This window comes from Trichococcus patagoniensis, assembly GCF_003051085.1.
In the GTDB taxonomy this organism is placed as follows: Bacteria; Bacillota; Bacilli; order Lactobacillales; family Aerococcaceae; genus Trichococcus; species Trichococcus patagoniensis.
The window spans coordinates 99,916-118,167 of record NZ_QAOM01000004.1 but is presented as its reverse complement, the minus strand read 5'-3'; the positions used below and the strand labels follow the sequence as shown (position 1 = coordinate 118,167).

At 46.2% G+C, this 18,252-nt stretch carries 15 protein-coding genes; 11 read left to right on the top strand and 4 right to left on the bottom strand.

What is annotated here, in order from left to right:
- The first annotated feature begins 11 nt into the window (after positions 1 to 11).
- On the top strand, positions 12 to 1,361 hold the full coding sequence (locus tag C8U37_RS03680) for a PTS transporter subunit EIIC (RefSeq protein WP_108031925.1): 1,350 nt from the start codon (positions 12 to 14) through the stop codon (positions 1,359 to 1,361).
- Between the two features lie 31 nt (positions 1,362 to 1,392).
- Positions 1,393 to 2,862, top strand: a complete 1,470-nt coding sequence (locus C8U37_RS03675; RefSeq protein WP_108031924.1) for a family 1 glycosylhydrolase — start codon at positions 1,393 to 1,395, stop codon at positions 2,860 to 2,862.
- A 249-nt stretch (positions 2,863 to 3,111) separates the two neighbouring features.
- On the opposite strand, the gene C8U37_RS03670 is transcribed toward C8U37_RS03675, so the two are convergent.
- The gene (locus C8U37_RS03670) at positions 3,112 to 3,333 is read right to left on the bottom strand and encodes a hypothetical protein (protein ID WP_108031923.1); all 222 of its coding nucleotides are present in this window, start codon (positions 3,331 to 3,333) and stop codon (positions 3,112 to 3,114) included.
- 71 nt (positions 3,334 to 3,404) lie between these two features.
- Complete coding sequence (locus C8U37_RS03665; protein ID WP_211306116.1) at positions 3,405 to 4,016, bottom strand: recombinase family protein; 612 nt, start codon at positions 4,014 to 4,016, stop codon at positions 3,405 to 3,407.
- Between the two features lie 459 nt (positions 4,017 to 4,475).
- Between C8U37_RS03665 and C8U37_RS03660 the strand changes: the two genes are divergently transcribed.
- The 5 genes from C8U37_RS03660 (at position 4,476) to C8U37_RS03640 (ending at position 9,835) form a co-directional block, all read left to right on the top strand.
- Positions 4,476 to 5,309: an AraC family transcriptional regulator gene (locus C8U37_RS03660; RefSeq protein WP_108031921.1), complete on the top strand. Its 834-nt coding sequence runs from the start codon at positions 4,476 to 4,478 to the stop codon at positions 5,307 to 5,309.
- 356 nt (positions 5,310 to 5,665) lie between these two features.
- On the top strand, positions 5,666 to 6,967 hold the full coding sequence (locus C8U37_RS03655) for an RNA-guided endonuclease InsQ/TnpB family protein (RefSeq protein ID WP_108031920.1): 1,302 nt from the start codon (positions 5,666 to 5,668) through the stop codon (positions 6,965 to 6,967).
- Positions 6,968 to 7,118: 151 nt separating this feature from the next.
- The gene (gene melA, locus C8U37_RS03650; protein ID WP_108031919.1) at positions 7,119 to 8,363 is read left to right on the top strand and encodes an alpha-glucosidase/alpha-galactosidase; all 1,245 of its coding nucleotides are present in this window, start codon (positions 7,119 to 7,121) and stop codon (positions 8,361 to 8,363) included.
- Between the two features lie 62 nt (positions 8,364 to 8,425).
- The gene (locus C8U37_RS03645; protein WP_108031918.1) at positions 8,426 to 8,671 is read left to right on the top strand and encodes a hypothetical protein; all 246 of its coding nucleotides are present in this window, start codon (positions 8,426 to 8,428) and stop codon (positions 8,669 to 8,671) included.
- Positions 8,672 to 8,959: 288 nt separating this feature from the next.
- Positions 8,960 to 9,835: a DUF1295 domain-containing protein gene (locus tag C8U37_RS03640; protein WP_108031917.1), complete on the top strand. Its 876-nt coding sequence runs from the start codon at positions 8,960 to 8,962 to the stop codon at positions 9,833 to 9,835.
- A 534-nt stretch (positions 9,836 to 10,369) separates the two neighbouring features.
- On the opposite strand, the gene C8U37_RS03635 is transcribed toward C8U37_RS03640, so the two are convergent.
- Together C8U37_RS03635 and C8U37_RS03630 are read right to left on the bottom strand one after the other, a co-directional pair.
- Positions 10,370 to 11,188, bottom strand: a complete 819-nt coding sequence (locus C8U37_RS03635; protein WP_146161801.1) for an endonuclease/exonuclease/phosphatase family protein — start codon at positions 11,186 to 11,188, stop codon at positions 10,370 to 10,372.
- 15 nt (positions 11,189 to 11,203) lie between these two features.
- Entirely contained in the window at positions 11,204 to 12,874 is a 1,671-nt protein-coding gene (locus tag C8U37_RS03630) for a PTS transporter subunit IIBC (protein WP_108031915.1), read from the bottom strand.
- A 246-nt stretch (positions 12,875 to 13,120) separates the two neighbouring features.
- On the opposite strand from C8U37_RS03630, the gene C8U37_RS03625 reads away from it, so the two are divergent.
- Genes C8U37_RS03625 through C8U37_RS03610 form a run of 4 tightly spaced genes read left to right on the top strand, consistent with a single transcriptional unit; the run spans position 13,121 to position 18,161 of the window.
- Entirely contained in the window at positions 13,121 to 15,394 is a 2,274-nt protein-coding gene (locus C8U37_RS03625; RefSeq protein WP_425445656.1) for a glycoside hydrolase family 65 protein, read from the top strand.
- A 23-nt stretch (positions 15,395 to 15,417) separates the two neighbouring features.
- Entirely contained in the window at positions 15,418 to 16,092 is a 675-nt protein-coding gene (gene pgmB / locus C8U37_RS03620; protein ID WP_108031913.1) for a beta-phosphoglucomutase, read from the top strand.
- A complete protein-coding gene (locus C8U37_RS03615; protein WP_108031912.1) occupies positions 16,085 to 17,110 on the top strand; it encodes an aldose epimerase family protein in 1,026 nt (341 codons plus the stop codon). Before pgmB ends, C8U37_RS03615 begins: the two co-directional genes overlap by 8 nt.
- Positions 17,111 to 17,147: 37 nt before the next feature.
- Entirely contained in the window at positions 17,148 to 18,161 is a 1,014-nt protein-coding gene (locus C8U37_RS03610; RefSeq protein WP_170100178.1) for a LacI family DNA-binding transcriptional regulator, read from the top strand.
- The last annotated feature ends 91 nt before the right edge of the window (positions 18,162 to 18,252 follow it).

The window sequence follows — 18,252 nt, the reverse complement described above, 5'->3', positions numbered from 1 at the left end:
GAGAGAGAGTTATGCAAAACGAAAAAGAACTAGCAAAGGAAATAGTTGAGAAGGTTGGAGGAGCTCGAAATATAAAAACTGTTACACATTGTATTACTAGATTAAGATTTGTTCTAAAAGACAAATCCAAGATTGACGAAAATGGATTGAGAACTTTAAAAGAGGTTCTAGGGATTGTTGATCGAGGTGGTCAAATTCAAATAGTAATAGGAGGAGGGGTTGAAAGAGTATTTAATGCTGTAGAGCCTTTACTGTTAACTCAAGATAAAGAGGAAGAAAAAGCTACCGATAGTCCAGAAGATAAATCTAAAGAAAATAGTATAGTACAAGTTATTATGAGCTACGTAGCTGCAAGTATTACACCAACGATTACAGTAATTGTTGGTGCCGGATTGATTAACGCTATTTTAGCTGTTGCAGCACAATTTGGTCTAGCAAGAGATAGTGGAACGTTTGTTGTATGGAGTAGTTTTGCGCAGCTTGCATTTACTTATTTGCCAGTATGGATTGCTATATCTGCGGCGCGTTATCTGAAAACAGACAGTTATTTAGCCGCCTTTATTACAGTCTCTACGATTGTATATTTTAGTGGTCCCGAAACGCTTTCTATGTTTGGTGTTAATATCCCGGAAGTAAATTATGCAGGAGCTATTGTCCCAGTACTAATGATGGCTCCAGTATTAGCTTTCATAGATAAGTTTTTATCAAATCATTTGCATAAGAATTTAGTGTTTATGTTTAAACCTCTGCTTAGTATATTAGTAATGCTTCCGTTGCTCCTCTTTATTTTTGGCCCATTAGGAGCATTGGTTGGGACGCTTATTGTCAAGCTGTCTTTTGCATTAATGGAATTAGGTCCTATTTCGATGGCTATATTGGCTGCTCTACATCCGATTACTGTAATATTTGGTATGCATTCTCTTTTCACTCCTATACTAGTGAATGAATTAACAACACTTGGATATACTTATGTATTATCTCGGGCTCTTGCAGCTAACTTTGCAATGGCTGGAGCTGCCTTGGCAGTGGGGGTAAAGTCAAAAAAGATACCTAATAAATCTTTAGGGATTTCTACATCTGTGACTGCCTTACTAGCAGCAACTGAGCCCGCCTTATATGGAGTCCTACTTCCTTTAAAAAGGCCTTTGATTGCATCCTGTGCGGCAGCAGGTGTAACAGGATTTTTTGTTGGACTATACAAAGTTCATGCATATTCCTTAGGTTCATTTAATTTGTTTACACTGAGTTTTACACTTGGTGGAGACTCAATGAATAATTTTTATATTGCAGTCGGATGTGCTCTATTAGCATTTGTTTTAGGATTTGTTTTTACATGGCTCATGGGTTTCAAGGAAGATTAACACATTTAATAATACGAATTGGAGGTAAATTATGAAAGAGAATTTTTTATGGGGCGGAGCTAGTGCAGCAAATCAATATGAAGGTGGTTGGCAAGAAAACGGTAGAGGTATTGCAAATACTGATGTAATGACAAAAGGGACCAAAGATACTCCAAGAGGAGTTACTTATCGTTTGCCTGATGGAACGGAACATCAAACAGGAGGTATAATGATAAATGACTTACCTTTTGATGCTGAAATTAAAGTGCTTGATGGATATGATTATCCATCACATCGAGCAGTGGACTTCTACAATCATTATAAAGAAGATATCGCTTTATTTGCGGAACTTGGTTTTAAAGTATATCGTATGTCTATTTCGTGGACGCGGATTTTCCCAACAGGTCTTGAAGATGAACCAAATGAAGCGGGCTTAAAATTTTATGATGATATATTTGATGAGTTGTTAAAATATGGGATTGAGCCAATGGTAACTCTTCACCATTTTGAAGTCCCTCTAGAATTAACTAATAAATGGGGAGCTTGGGCAGATCGCAGAACAATAAAATGTTTCATGAATTATTGCGAGGTAGTTTTCAAAAGATTCGAAAAAAAAGTTAAATATTGGATAACTTTTAATGAAATAAATAATATATTTTTTGGATTTTTATCATCCGGGTTACGTTCCAGTGATATTCAAGCAACTATGCAAGCTGCTCACCACCAATTCCTAGCTAGCGCTATGGCTGTTAAATTAGGTCATGAGATTAATTCAGATTTCCAAATTGGGTGTATGTTAGCCGCTTCTCGGTGTACAGTTTACCCCCAAACATGCAAACCTATAGATGTTTACGAAGCATGGCAACAATCTAGCAGACAATATTTTTTTTCAGATGTTCAATGTCGCGGATACTACCCTAATTATCAGATTAAATACTTTGAACGTAACGGTATTAAGATAGATATGCATAAAGACGACAAAAAAATACTTGAACAAGGAACAGTTGATTTCATATCTCTTAGCTATTATCGTAGTATGATTAATTCATCAGGCGATATAGAAGAAAATAGTAAAGATCCTCTACAGTTAGGAGAGATAAATCCATATTTAGTTGCAACGGAATGGGGGATTTCTATCGATCCAATAGGATTTCGTATTACTTTAAATAACTTATATGATCGTTACCAACTACCATTGATGGTTGTTGAAAATGGTATTGGAGCTATAGATAAAGTTGAAGACGATGGGACAATACATGATGAATATCGAATTGACTTTTTTAGAAATCATATAAAAGAAATGAGAGCTGCTATTCAAATAGATGGTGTAAATGTTATGGGATATACTTCATGGGCACCAATTGATATAGTTTCAGCAGGAACCGGAGAAATGCGAAAACGGTATGGATTTATTTATGTTGATATGGATGATAACGGAAATGGTAGTTTAAAGAGAATAAAAAAAGATAGTTTTTATTGGTATCAGAAAGTGGTTGCTTCCAATGGAGAATTTTTGAAATAATCCCGACTTGGAGAATTGGATAGTTTACAAAAGAAAAACCAGCTAAAAACCGTTATATCACGGTCTTTAGCTGGTTTTTACCATTTTCAGATGATTGTTGTGTCACAAGTTACTCTCCATAAGGTCTTAGGAATTCCACCGGAACAAATGGCTGGAGCTATTTTCCAATAAAATAAAAAACTGTAAACCGAAAATAAAACATTGTGAAATCAAATTTTTTACTGATATTAATGTACGCCTGAATATGTTTTAAAATCCATAGAAAGTGTCCGTTTCTTTTAGTATATCCCCTGCAGTCCTTATTGCCTCTCTTAACTCTTCAAGCTTATCTTGCACACGCTTGATTCCTCTTCCTAGTTCAGGAGGAATTGCGCTGGTGTCCACCATCATGATTTTTCCTATCGGATAGGTATCGTCTAGTAGTTTCTTCATTTTTTGGTGTTGGATTTCAGTCAGCGCTAATTTTGACATGGTTATCTCTCCTTTAGCTTCATTCCAATTGATGTTATGGGCAATGATTCGCGAATAAGGCTTCAAATCACTCACACTTGTTCCGTATTCTTTTCCTCTAATTTGCTGAGATAACGATAAATGGTTGTACGGGAAACATTCCATCTTTCGGCAATCGTTTTAATAGGCGTTCCATTATCGATTAACGTCTTCATTAGTTCCAAGTCACTTTTACTCAACTTTTCTGGGCGTCCACCAAACCTACCTCGTGCCCGTGCAGCGGCACGTCCGGCTGCAGATCGTTCCAGAATTAGATTCCGCTCAAATTCCGCAAACGCTGCAAACAGGTGGAACATTAATTGACCGGTCGAGCTTGATTTATCCATCGTGATATTTTCTTGTAAACTGTGAAAACTAACACCTCGATTATTCAAACGATTGACGATCGTAATCAAGTCTTCCATATTTCGCCCAAGCCGATCTAATCTCCAAACAACGAGTGTATCCCCTGAACGAACAAATTCAATCGCTGTTTCTAATCCTGGGCGATTACTCTTTGCGCCACTCATGTGATCTGTAAAAACTTTCTCACAGCCAAATTTTTCCAGACTATCTTCCTGGAGATCCAAATTCTGTAATCCAGTAGAAACACGTGCGTATCCAATTTTCAAAAAATCACCTTCTTTTTTATTTCGTTGTACCATAACTTTATCCAGGGTGATTAATTGGACATAGAATTTGTAACGGGTTTATGGACACGTATTTCAGCTCTTTTAAAGAAAAACAATACCAAAAATACAGTGTCCAGAAATGAACCCATTTTCTGGACACTGCTTTTGTGCCACCCACAAAAATGTCATTTTACCCACTCAAGGAAAATGGTTTTAAACTCTATTTCTTTAAGCGCTGTTTCCAGTTATAGTATCCGATATTGACAGAAGAACGAGTACACTTGTGTTTGTGTGCAGAAGTAGGTTTGAATGAGACCACGATATATTGTTTCAGGAATGAAGGGTATAATAGTGAAATAAGCATCAAAACAGACTGGCACAAATATATGGATGGCTGACACCCTCGAAACCGGATCTTATGCAAAGAGAACTGTTTCCTGACCATCGTTTTAAAGTCCGTATCATAAATAAACAGACAACAGAGGATACCCTATGAGTGAAAAACTATTGAAGGATCTATTTTTTAAAGAATATTATTTCTCGGATTTCTTCTTTTTCAATGTAGGATACGAGAAATGCAAGAGCAAGCATCGCTTTTGCCCTTCATTGCGGGACAACTACATCGTGCACTTTGTGATTAGTGGAAAGGGCAGATATACCGTGAACGATACAACGCATCGCTTGGGTGCGGGGGATTTTTTTCTGATCCGACCGAATGAACTGGTCGAGTATGAGGCGGATGCGGAAGATCCTTGGGAATACTATTGGATAGGCTTTTCGGGCAGCAAGGTGAAGGAAATCCTGCATACGAACGGCATCGGAGTCAAAGACTATATAGGCCAAGTCGGCGCAGAAGAAGAGTTGCAGGGGAAATTCGCGCATTTCATGCAATCCGATTTCTTTGACGATTCTCAAAAACTAGTAAATCAGGCTCTTTTCTGTGACATTTTTTCGTTCTTCAAAATCCATAATGGGAATATGGAAATGGAAGTCCAAACCAGCCAAAGGACAAAATACAGTGAAGCCTTTTTATTGTATGTGGAAAATAATTATTATCGGGAGGATTTGACGATCGAAGAAATTGCGAAATCGATGTACCTGCATCCTTCCTATTTCAGCCAAGTGATCAAAGAGGAATTGGGCTTGAACGCCCTGAAATATTTGAATCTGTACCGTATGAACAAAGCCAGCCAACTGTTGAAAACAACCGAATTGTCGGTTGAGGAAATAGCGAGCGCAGTAGGATACCAGAACAGGCACTCTTTTTCACGGGCCTTCAAAAGTCGGTTCCACAGTTCTCCGACCCGGTATAAGCTCGAAAAATAAGAACTACAAAATTGTAACCTGTAACTAAAATCATGCACTTTTGTTTCAGTGAGAATAAACTATACTGGAGACATCAAATGGAAAAAGGAGCATGGATATGGTTAAAATTTGTTTTATTGGTGCGGGAAGCACAATTTTTGCAAGAAATGTTTTAGTAATTAGGCGATTCATCTCGTGACTTCAGTCATGAGATGAATCGCCGTTCGGGATTAGGGGTGCCAGAGGCACCTCAAAGCCCGAAAGTTGACTGCTTGAAATGAATGATCCCCTTGTTTTAATGCGCTGTAATCCATAGGCTATCGCTTGGAAAAGCGAACGTACTTTCGGTATAATGTGTATATGGGGAGGTGAAATCAATGTCAGTAGAAACAGTTAATCGTGGTTATGTGTACAGCGGAACACCAACATCTGATGAAGCAGAACGCTATTTCCGTCAATGTTTTGGTGCAGACAGATTGATGTATAACCTTCACGTAGCTCATTTGTATGCGTACCTTGAAAAAAATGGGCACACCATCGGTGAAAAGCTGCCTACTTTCAAAGAAATGGGGATGCCAACAGTCAAAGAGTTCAAGCAGGTTCGAGTGGACGACGATGGCAACAAGTACCTGTATGAAGTGGATGCATTCGCTTCGAACGAAGCAAAACAGCATTTCAAGAAAGCAATGAATTTATTCAATAAGGACGCGTTCAAAGGACAATTCAAGAAATCTGCACTGAAACGTCAGAAAACGCTTGGGATTGAGCCTACTTTCCGCGACCTTAAAGGGATGCCGAAATTCCATTCCCGCAAGAACAGTAAGCTGAGCTATACCACATTCAACCAAAGTGACAATATCTTCATTGATGAGAACAACGTTCTCCATCTCCCGCTTGCCCAAAAGAGTAAATTGTCAGGAGTGGCAATCAAATTGAACACGCATCGTCCCTTACCGAAGGACGGCCGTATCCAGAATATAACGATAACAATGGACTCTCAAGGAAGATTTGCGGTGACCATCAATGTTGCGTTTGAAATGGAAATCGAAAGCATTGGTATCCCTACTGCTGAATGCATTCTTGGGCTGGATTATTCACAAGCCAATTTCTTCGTAGATAGTGAAGGTAAGAAAGCCAATTACCCACACTACTATCGAGCTATGGAAGAACGTCTGGCAACAGAACAGCGCAAGCTATCCCGCATGGTCCAAGGCTCTAAACGATGGGAACGTCAGCGATTGGTGGCAGTGAAACTCCATACGAAAGTTGCGAACCAACGGAAAGACTGGCTCCACAAAAAGGCCTACACCCTCGCAAATCGTTATGACATGGTTGTAGTGGAAGATCTCGACCTTCGTGCGCTTGGACAAACCTTGAAGTTGGCGAAAAACCAACAAGATAATGGATTCGGCAACTTTCGCCTGTATCTCAAGTACAAACTTGAGCAACAAGGTAAATATTTCGTGAAAGCCCCCAAAAGCTTTGCTTCCACACAAATCTGTTCGGATTGTGGCGTCAAAAACACGGCCCTCAAGGGCGATATTTCCACTCGTGAATGGACGTGTACCAATTGCCATGAACAGCACGACAGAGACCATAACGCCGGGTTGAACCTACGCAATTATGGACTCCGTTGGATTGATGAAGTATTGTTGGCACCATCATTGGTGGTTGCTTAAACATAGAAACAGGTTCGCTTGGTGCCTGACAGTTCCTCTCGCAAGGATTAAAGGGCGTGTCAATGGATGCGTAGTCCGCTGTATACAAACCAGAGCCTCGTAAGAGGCTCACAAGCCCGTGACTTTAGTCATGGGTTGTTGACGGGACGCGATGTTGACGCCAAGTCTCCAAGACGCAGAGATCGCATTATACGATATTGATGAAAAAAGATTGAAAGAATCCGAATTGATGCTTCAGACGATCAATAAAAACTCGAACCAAAACCGCGCCAACATACAGTCTTTCAGCGACAGGAAAGAAGCTCTGAAAGGCGCGAATTTCGTCATCAATGCGATTCAAGTGGGCGGATACAAACCGAGCACGGTGATTGATTTTGAGATTCCGAAAAAATATGGCTTGCAGCAGACGATCGGGGACACTACCGGTATCGGCGGTATTTTCAGAGGATTGCGCACACTTCCCGTCATGTTTGATATCGCCAAAGACATGGAAGAGGTTTGTCCGGATGCCTGGCTATTGAACTACACCAATCCGATGGCGATTTTGACGATGGGCATGCTGAAAGCGACGAAGATCAAAACAGTCGGATTGTGCCACAGTGTCCAAGTCTGTGTGCCGGAACTGTTCGAACATCTGGGGATAAAAGATCAGTACAATCTGGATGAATTCCAATGGAAAATCGCCGGCATCAACCATATGGCGTGGCTGTTGGAAATCAACCGAAACGGCAAAGATTTCTACCCGGAAATCCGCAGTCTGGCTTCAAAAATCGCTGATCTACACAAGGATTCTGTGCGCTTTGAATTGATGAAACATTTTGGCTACTATATTACAGAATCCAGCGAGCATAACGCAGAGTACCATCCTTACTTCATCAAGAAAAATTATCCGGAATTGATAGATCAACTGCAGATCCCGATTGATGAATATTTACGCAGATGCGTTGAACAAATCGAACGCTGGGAAATTCAAAGAGACGAGATCGTCAATGACGGTTCGCTGGAACATACAAGAAGCCGCGAATATGCCTCTTATATTATGGATGCGATTACAACCGGGACGCCAGCCGTGATTGCCGGGAATGTTTTGAATAAAGGTCTGATCACCAACTTGCCGGAAAATTGTTGTGTGGAAGTTCCCTGTTTGGTGGACAAAAATGGCGTTCAACCCACCTATGTAGGTAATCTTCCTACGCAATTGGCCGCATTGGATCGAACAAACATCAATGTCCAGGAATTGACAGTTGAGGCTGCAATGACACTTGAAAAAGATAAAATCTATCAAGCGGCATTGTTGGACCCTCATGCGAGTTCAGAACTATCCATTTCAGAAATAAAAGCGATGGTCGATGAATTGATCGCTGCCCATGGCGATTATCTGCCGACTTATAAATGATAAAAAACAGGTGCGCGCGCAATCGGCTTCGTTGCACCATATGATAAATCGAACGTCTTTATATGCAAAAAACGCAGGAGCCGCCCCGAAAAATTGGGGCGGCTCCTGCGTTTTTGGGACTGGGGCGAGTTCGTCGTGCGAAAACCATGAATAACTTGCGTTTATTCATGGTTTCGGCCGGCATCCGGCCCAAAAAGATGGATAACTCGCGTTTATTCATGATTTCGGCCGGCATCCGGCCCAAAAAGATGAATAACTCAAAGTTATTCATGGTTTCAATCACCGGCTACCGCGGTGACCGCAAATGAGCTTCACTAACAGGCTTTTCACTAGCCGGTATCACGGCTGGAGAAAACCGACGAAATCGAAGGTCTTCAGATCGGGAATTCAGGGTAATAAAAAGAGTGAAATAAGCGCTCAAATTTTTGATTGTCAGGGCTGTTTGATATAATTATGAAAACGCGAATAACGCTATTGTTTTTTCAGTAAAGAACAGAAAAAATTCAGGGTTTGTTTGTCTGGTTTTAAGCGTTATTTTTTTGAAAGGTCTATATTTTTTAACAGGGAAAACGCGAAACATTTGAAAGAGGTGCACTATGGATAAAAAAAGAATTGTCATTTATTCGGTATTGTTTTTAGCGACGTTAGGCATAGCGACACAAGGGTTTACTAGCTTCGGTTTGGGGGGACTCCTTGTTCCGTTCATTTTTACTTTTGTTTACTTCACGATTATTTTTTTCATAGCAACAGCGATTAAAAATAACTCGATTGTTGATATTGGTTGGGGGATGGGTTTTGTAGTTGGCAGTTGGCTGACCTTACTTGTGACTGAAAATCCGACTGTTTTATCGTATTTTATTGTTGGATTTATTAGTGTGTGGGGTCTGAGGTTATCATTGCGATTATTAAAAAGAAATTATGGGAAACCCGAAGATTTCAGATACGCACAGTGGCGTAAAGAGTGGGGCGATAAAGTAGTCGTCATTGCCTTCTTTAGAGTATTTATGATTCAAGGCATCATTAACTTTATCGTCGGATCTGCAAGCTATGCAGTAATCAAATATAACGAATTTAGTTTTGGTTCCTCTCATCAATATTTCGTCTATGCTGCCTTGCTTGTAGCACTAGTTGGCCTATTCTTTGAAGTAGTGGGTGATGAACAATTAAGACGACACATCAGTAAAGGCACACGAACCCTACTACAAACCGGACTATGGTCTATTACACGTCATCCAAACTATCTTGGAGAGATCTTGATTTGGATCGGATTATACGCCAGTGGGATTACATTGTTCTTCACTAATTCTTTGAGCCCGTTGTATTATACCTTTTTAGTCATTTCACCGATTTTAATGAGTACTGTACTAATCAAAGTATCCACGCCATTACTAGAAAAAAATATGGAGAAATATGCTGCATGGGAAGAATATACAAAAAGAGTGCCAATGATTTTCCCATGGGCCAAAAAATAATATCCTGTAGTTTATCGCTAAAAATACTGCGATAAATAAAGATTGCGGAGCTGGGTGTGAGGAATGATTTATTTATTCCTCGCGCCCAGCTTTTTGAATTGTTCAGCAGCTGCTGCTTCCACGGCCGGAACTCCGGCCAAACACCCCTTCTCCTGAATCTGGTACCTGGTTGTCCGATTCATTGCAGTTATCGGACAAGTACGCCAGAATCGAGTGCCTGGTTGTCCGATTCTTCGGAGTTATCGGACAAGTACGCCAGAATCGAGTGCCTGGATGTCCGATTCATTGTAGTTATCGGACAAGTGCGACAGGACCGAGTGCCTGGATGTCTGATTCATTGTAGTTATCAGACAAGTGCGACAGGACCGAGTGCCTGGATGTCTGATTCATTGTAGTTATCGGACAAGTCCGCCAGAATCGGGTACCTAGTTGTCCGATTCTCCAGCGTTATCGGACAAGTCCACCAAAAACTGCCCCCAACCAGAAAAAGCTGCCTCTAAGAGACAGCTTTTTCCTTTTATTCAACATTAATAGTCACGCATACGTGACGGCGACCCCATAATGATCCGACACGCAAGCCAACTTATTCCCGTCGAACTTGACTTCGTAGGTCTCGACCGCTTGCGGGCGGTCGGAGAAAATGTAGTCGATGCGCAGCGGTACTTCGTTTCCTTCCCAGCCGGCGATTGCCGGCGGAACGGTCGCGGATCCGATACGGACAGCTGCAACGGTGTAGGCATCCTGCCAACCGGCGTGCGTAATCAGGTCGTAGCCTTCGTTGCGGGCGTCGGCCGGGTTGTTGAAGTCGCCCATCACGTAGATGGGCTTGCTGCCGCGCATTTTTTTGACAGCCGTCTCAACCGAAGCCCACTCCCGCAAAAACGGATTTTCTTCTTCGTCTTTCCACCAGGACAGATGGACGGAGGCGAAAGCGGCCGCTTCGGTTTCGACGACCAAGGCGCGGCGGGTGTGGATGCTTTCGAAATCATTGACTTCTGAAAGTTGGACCTGAGTGACTGACTGAATCGGCGCTTTGCTCAACAGGGCGACGCCTTCATCGTAGATGTCGTAGCCTACGTGGCAGGGCACCCAGGACCACTGATAAGCGAGCCCTTTTTCGGCCAACGCCTGCACGAGAAAGTACGCAAAATTGTTCTCCTTGATCGGGATCTCCTGCTGCGTCGCGTGGTAGCCTTCCGGTTCGTTGATGACCGGGGCCGAAGAGAGCTGATTCACTTCCTGCAGGGCGATTGCCTCGTAGCCGTTTTCGAGAATGTCGCTGATCAGGGGCGCATAAAAGCTTGTGTCGTCCGTATCGACCCAGCTGTAAGCATTCAACGTCAGTAGTTTCATTTGGTCCACACCTTTCTATCTTCCAAGTAAGTCTATTATATCAGATTTCAGGACATCTGCCTGAGGACCGTACACGACTTGGATGCCTTTGCCTTTGCGGATGACGCCGCGAGCGCCCAATGTGGACCATTTTTTGTCTTCCGCCACTTGCGCTTCGTCTTTGACTGTGACGCGCAGACGCGTCATGCAGGCATCGACTTCTGTGATGTTTTCTTGGCCGCCGAATGCGTTGATGATGTTCCAAACAAGTTTGTCGTTGTCGGATGCACCAGCATCGCCTTCCGGAATCGCAGCGGAAGCAGTCGTTTCTTCAGCTTCACCATCGAAGTCCGTATAGTTGCCCAAACGTCCCGGTGTTGCGAATTTGAAGCGCTTGATCATGAAATTGGCGACGAAGTACATAATGACGGCGAAAGCGATCGTCACCCAGATGTAGTTGACGACATCCAGCCACAAGCCGGCTTTCAGGGACATCGGGACGCGCGTCAGGAATTCCAGCGTACCGAAGGAGTGGACGCGCAGGCTGATGATGTCGGCCATGGCGAAAGCGACCCCTTGCAGGACTGCGTAGACACCGTAAAGCAGCGGTGCAGCGAACATGAACATGTACTCAAGCGGTTCGGTTACACCTGTCAGGAAAACAGCAATGGCTGCCGAGAAGAACATGGATTTGTATTTCGGACGTTTGTCGACATCGACGTTGCGGTACATGGCGTACGCCAAGCCCATCAGGCTGCCGGCTGCCCCGATCATTTGGCCGACTTTGAAGCGGGCCGGAGTGAATGCGTTCAGCAACTCACTGTAGGCTGTTGTATCACCAGTGTTGTTCAAATTCACCAAATCACTGGCCCAAGCCAACCAAAGCGGATCCTGGCCGAACACTTGCGAACCTGCAGCAGCACCCGTCAAGATTGTGTAGGTTCCGCCCAAAGAAGTGTAGTTCATCGGAATCGTCAGCATATGGTGCAGACCGAAAGGCAACAACAGACGCTCCAGTGTACCGTATACGAACGGCGCCAAGATCGGTGCTGTATCCGCGGAGTCGGCGATCCAAATCCCGAAATTATTGATGCCGGTCTGAACGACTGGCCAGATGATTGCCAAGATAAGGGAAATAACGACGGACCCACCGATGACGACGAAAGGCACGAAACGTTTGCCGTTGAAGAAGGACAAAGCTTCAGGCAGTTTGCGATAGTTGTAATACTTATTGAAGATAACGGCACCGACAAAACCGGCGATAATCCCGACGAATACCCCCATATTCAAAGCGGGTGCGCCCAAAACGTTAGTGAAGTAGCCGTTCACCAGGATATCCTGACCGAATAACGTCTTGGTTGTTGCGCCGTCCGTAGCCAACATATCTCCGGTTACTGCGAAAAGTTTACCGGTCGTGCGGTTGATCAGGATGAAGGCAAGCAACGCGGCGAATGCTCCTCCGGCACGCTCTTTCGCCCAAGATCCCCCGATGGCGACGGCAAACAGGATATGCAGGTTGACGATGACAGCCCAGCCCAGGTCTTCGATAACCCCAGCCGTTGTCAGCAACAATTGGACATCCCCCGAGAACATAGCGATCATCTTGCCGATACTGATCATCAAACCAGCTGCCGGCATGACCGCGATGACAACCATCAAGGCCTTACCGAATTTTTGCCAAAAATCGAACGTAAATATTTTCTTCATTTTTAAAACTCCTCTCAAAATGTTAATGCAATCGATTGCAACGTTTACGATTCGAAGTATAGACCAAATCCGGAAATTATGCAAGCGTTCTATTTTAGAATAATATGCTTTTCTAACGCATAGATGAAAGGAAAGGCGGAAAGCCTACGAAAAGTCACAGCAGAAATAATAATGCAACCTTTGCATTGACAATGCAACCGATTGCACGTAAACTATGGGGGAAGAACAAATAAGGGGGAACCAATGATGACACAACAAATTTTTGAAATCGATCCATGGAAAGTGACAACTAAACAATTAGACAAAGAAAACCGCCGCCTGCAGGAAAGTTTGACCAGCCTCGGCAATGGCTATATGGGCATGCGCGGGAACTTCGAGGAAGCCTACACGGGCGATCACCACCAAGGCACGTATCTGGCGGGCGTTTGGTATCCCGACAAAACCCGCGTGGGCTGGTGGAAAAACGGCTACCCGGACTATTTCGGCAAAGTGATCAACGCGATGAATTTCCTCTATATGCACCTCTTTGTGGACGGGGAAGAAGTCGACTTGCATAAGGATGAGCTGAAGGATTTCGAGTTGACGCTGGATATGGAAAAAGGCCGCTTGGAGCGCTTCTTTACGGTCGTGAAGAACGGCAAGGAAGTCACAGTCCATTTCACGCGCTTCCTGAGCATCGACATCAAGGAACTTTGTGCCATCAAAGTGGAAATTACAGCTTCGGAAAAGGCGGCTATCCGCATCGAAAGCGCGCTGGACGGGAATGTCCAAAACGAGGATGCCAACTATGAAGAGATGTTCTGGGAATGGATCGAGCAGACGGATGATACGCTGGTCGTAGAAACGATCCCGAACAACTTCGGCATCGAGCGTTTCACCGTGGCTGCCACGATGCACCACAAAACGGACGGTTTCGAGCCTGCCGGAAACAAGAGCAAAGAACTGTTCGTCTCGCAAGTGTTCGAAGGCGAAGCCGGAAACGGCCAAGTCCTTTCCTTGGAGAAATACGTGACGCTGACGACGAGCCGCGATCATGCGAAGGACGAGCTTTCGGCTGCGGCCGAAGCAATCTACGCCACAAAAGTCGCCGGCCAAAGTTTCGCAGCTTTGGAAGCGAAACAAGCTAATCTGTGGGCAAAACGCTGGGAACTGGCGGATGTCGAGATCGGCGGAAACGATGAAGCGCAACAAGGCATCCGTTTCAATCTGTTCCAACTGTTCTCCACCTATTATGGGGAAGATGAACGCCTGAACATCGGGCCGAAAGGCTTCACCGGCGAGAAATACGGCGGCGCTACCTACTGGGATACGGAAGCTTACGGCGTGCCGTTCTACTTGGCGGTAACCGAACCCGAAGTCACCCGCAACTTGCTGAAATACCGCCACAACCAATTACCTGGCGCTTTCCATAATGCGAAGCAACAAGGCTTGAAGGGCGCGTTGTATCCGATGGTGACCTTCACCGGAGTGGAGTGCCACAATGAATGGGAGATCACTTTCGAGGAAATCCACCGCAACGGCGCGATTCCTTACGCAATCTACAATTATACCGCCTATACGGGCGATGAAAGCTACTTGGCCGAAGAAGGGCTGGAAGTGCTCGGCGCCGTCAGCCGTTTCTGGGCGGATCGCGTGCACTTCTCGCAGAACAAGCAATGCTACATGATCCACGGCGTGACCGGACCGAACGAGTATGAAAACAACATCAACAACAACTGGTACACAAACCGTTTGGCCGTCTGGGTGCTGCGTTATACTCTGGAAAGCTTGGAAAAATATCCGGAACGCGAAAAAGCGCTGGGGATCACCGCAGACGAAAAAGCCAAATGGCAGGATATCATCGATCGCATGTACTTCCCTTATGATGAAGAGCGCGACGTTTTCGTCCAGCATGACACGTTCTTGGACAAGGATCTGAAACCGGTCAGCGCTTTGGACCCGGCTGAATTGCCGTTGAACCAAAAATGGTCATGGGATAAGATTCTGCGCTCTTGCTTCATCAAACAGGCGGATGTGCTGCAAGGCATCTACCTGTTCGGCGACCAATTCTCTATGGAAGAAAAAGAACGCAACTTCGACTTCTACGAGCCGATGACTGTGCATGAATCAAGCTTGTCGCCATGCATCCATGCCATCCTTGCTGCCGAACTGCACAAGGAAGAAAAAGCCGTGGAACTGTATCAACGCACCGCGCGCTTGGATCTGGACAATTACAACAACGACACGGAAGACGGTCTGCACATCACCTCGATGACCGGCAGCTGGTTGACGATCGCGGAAGGCTTCGCCGGCATGCGCGCCAAGGACGGATTGCGTTTTGCACCTTTCCTGCCGAAAGACTGGACGAACTACCAATTCCACATCAACTACCGCGGTCGCTTGATCCTGATCGCAGTGGACGAAGAGGCAGTCAGCCTGACCTTGGTGAAAGGCGAAGCGTTGCCTGTCCGTATCTATGATGAAGAACTGCAATTGGAAGATGAAATCAAAGTCGCACTTAAAAAGACCGTGTCCGTGTGAGCGACACTAAAGGAGAGAAAGAAATGTTGAAAGCAGTATTGTTCGATTTGGATGGCGTCATCACCGACACCGCCAAATTCCATTTTTTGGCCTGGCGCGAACTCGGCAAAGAGTTGGGGGTCACGGTCGACGAAGCCTTCAATGAAGAGCTGAAAGGCGTCAGCCGGATGGACTCGCTCGAGCGCATCCTGGCATTCGGCGGATTGGCTGACAAATATTCCTTGGCTGAAAAAGAAGCCTTGTGCACAAAGAAAAATGACCACTATCTGGAATTGATCCAGGAAATGACACCGGCCGACATCCTGCCGGGGATCCTGCCTTTATTGGAAGAACTGCGCGCAGCCGGTCTGAAGACAATCATAACTTCCGCCAGCAAGAACGCACCCGGCATTTTGGAGTTGCTGCAGGTGAAAGACTACTTCGACGGCATCGTCGATCCGGCTTCAGTTGCTGCAGGCAAACCGGCTCCAGACATCTTTTTGGCGGGAGCAGCCTTGGCTGATGCGGAACCGGCCGAATGCATCGGCGTTGAGGATGCCGCTTCCGGAGTGGAGGCCATCAAAGCCGCGAACATCACTGCGGTCGCGATCGGAGATGCAGAAGTGCTGGCGCAAGCCGACCGCGTATTGCCTGACACAAGCGCATTGTCGCTGGCCGTCCTGCGCGATACGTGGGAAAAGGCGATAGCCAATGGCTAGCTTCATCGGCAGCATCACTGTCCGCGAATGGGGCAGCATCGGAACGGAAAAAGTGTGGCGCATCGATTTGAGCCAGCCGAATGGCATGACCGTCAGCTGCATCAACTACGGCGCCCGACTGATCCGCTTGCTGGTCCCGGATCGGGAAGGCAAAAGCGAAAATGTTGTCCTCGGCCTGGCCGATGCGGAAGCCTACGGAAACGACCTGGCTTCCTACGGCGCGACCGTTGGACCGGTTGCCGGCCGAATCGCCGGAGGCAAATGGGGAACTGTGCAGCTGGAGCAGAACAACGGCGCGCACCATATCCACGGTGGCAGCCGCGGTTGGGGCCAGCAGTTCTGGGATTTCACGACCGAAGAGACGGCAGAAGCAGTGACCGTCACGTTCACTTTGGAATCGACTCCGGAAACGGTCGGCTATCCAGTTAATCTGCAGGCCAAAGTCAGCTATGTTTTGGACAACCAAGGCCGCCTGACGATCACGATGGCAGGCATAAGCGCGGAGGAAACGCTGTTCAATCCGACCAGCCATATCTATTTCAACTTGAGCGGCGACGCCAAACGGCCGGTAACCGACCACACCCTGCAGCTGGCCTGCGAGGAAGTGTTGGAGTTGGATGCCGAAAAGCTGCCGATCGGAGCAAAGCAAGCAGTGGCGGGGACGGCTTTCGATTTCCGTGAACCGACCCGAATCAGTGAAGCCATCCGCAAACGGCCAGAAGGTTTCGATGACGTTTTTCTGATGCACTCGGACGAACAACCGCAGCTGATCCTCAGCGATAAAGGCAGCGGCCGGGAAATGGAACTGTCCAGCAACCGCAGCAGCATCGTGCTTTTTTCGACGACGGACATGAACGAACCTTACCTTGTGAACGGCCGCCCTATGCGGAGCCACCTCGGTTTGGCGATCGAAGCGCAGGAAGTGCCGGACGCCATCCATCATCCCGGCTGGGACGATATTGTCCTGGCGCCAAATACTTTAGCGACAAGGGTTCAAAATTACACTTTTAAATGGTAATCTAGAGATACAAAAATGAACTCTAAGGAAAATGCCTATGACCGTTACGATAAAAGATGTCGCCAGAGAAGCGGGCGTCGCGACTTCAACTGTTTCACGCACGTTGAAGGATAGTCCGCTGATCAGCGAAAACACAAAAGTGAAAGTGCGCCAAGCGATGCATAAATTGGGTTATACGCCCAACTTCGCCGCCCAGAATCTGGCCAACAAGTCCACGCAGACGATCGGCGTGATCCTGCCGGTGGGGACGATGGGGAATCCTGCGCAGAATCCGCTCTTCCTCGAGATGATCCAGGAAATCGGCGTCGTCTGCAACGAACAGAAATACATGATCTCCCTGGCGACCGGGAAAACGATGGCGGAACTGAAGGACAGCGTGCGCCTGATGCATCAACGCAAACTGGTCGATGGCTTCATTCTATTGTATTCAGAGGCGAAGGACCCGATCCGCAAGTTTCTGCATGATGAGAAGATTCCCTACGCACTGCTGGGGAAACCGGATGTCTATGAAAACGAGACGATCTACATCGACAACGACAACCGCCTGTCCGGCAAATCGGCGGCCGACTGCCTGATCCAGCATGGGCACCAACGGATCGGCTACGTCGGGCTGACGCCTTCGCAGGTCGTCGACAAGGAGCGCTACAAAGGCTATTCCGATGCCTTGCGCGACGCCAATCTGACCGTCCATCCGGAACTGTATTTCGAAACGCCGAATGATTTCATGGCTTTTCAGGAGTTCCTCGAAGAGACCAAACCGACCGGACTTGTCGTCGGCGATGACCGCCTGGCCTTGCGGGTCCTGCAGTATCTGCAGCTGGACCAGTACAAAGTGCCGGACGACATCTCCCTGATCAGCTTCAACAATTCCGTCTTCGCGACCCTGTCCCACCCGTTCCTGACGACCATCGACATCCACGTCCAGGAACTGGCCAGACAAGCCGCAGCCCTATTGATCCGCCAACTCCACGAACCGAGCGCCTTGCTGCCGAAGATGATCGTGCCGCATGAAGTGATCGAAAGGGAGACGGTCATGCGGGTGCATGATTGAGGAAACACTATAAATAGCATGCCTCTTGCTGGGAAATTTACTCACTTCGGAGGCCGAATTCCCGGTGACAGCTTCCTCGCCGGGAATTCCG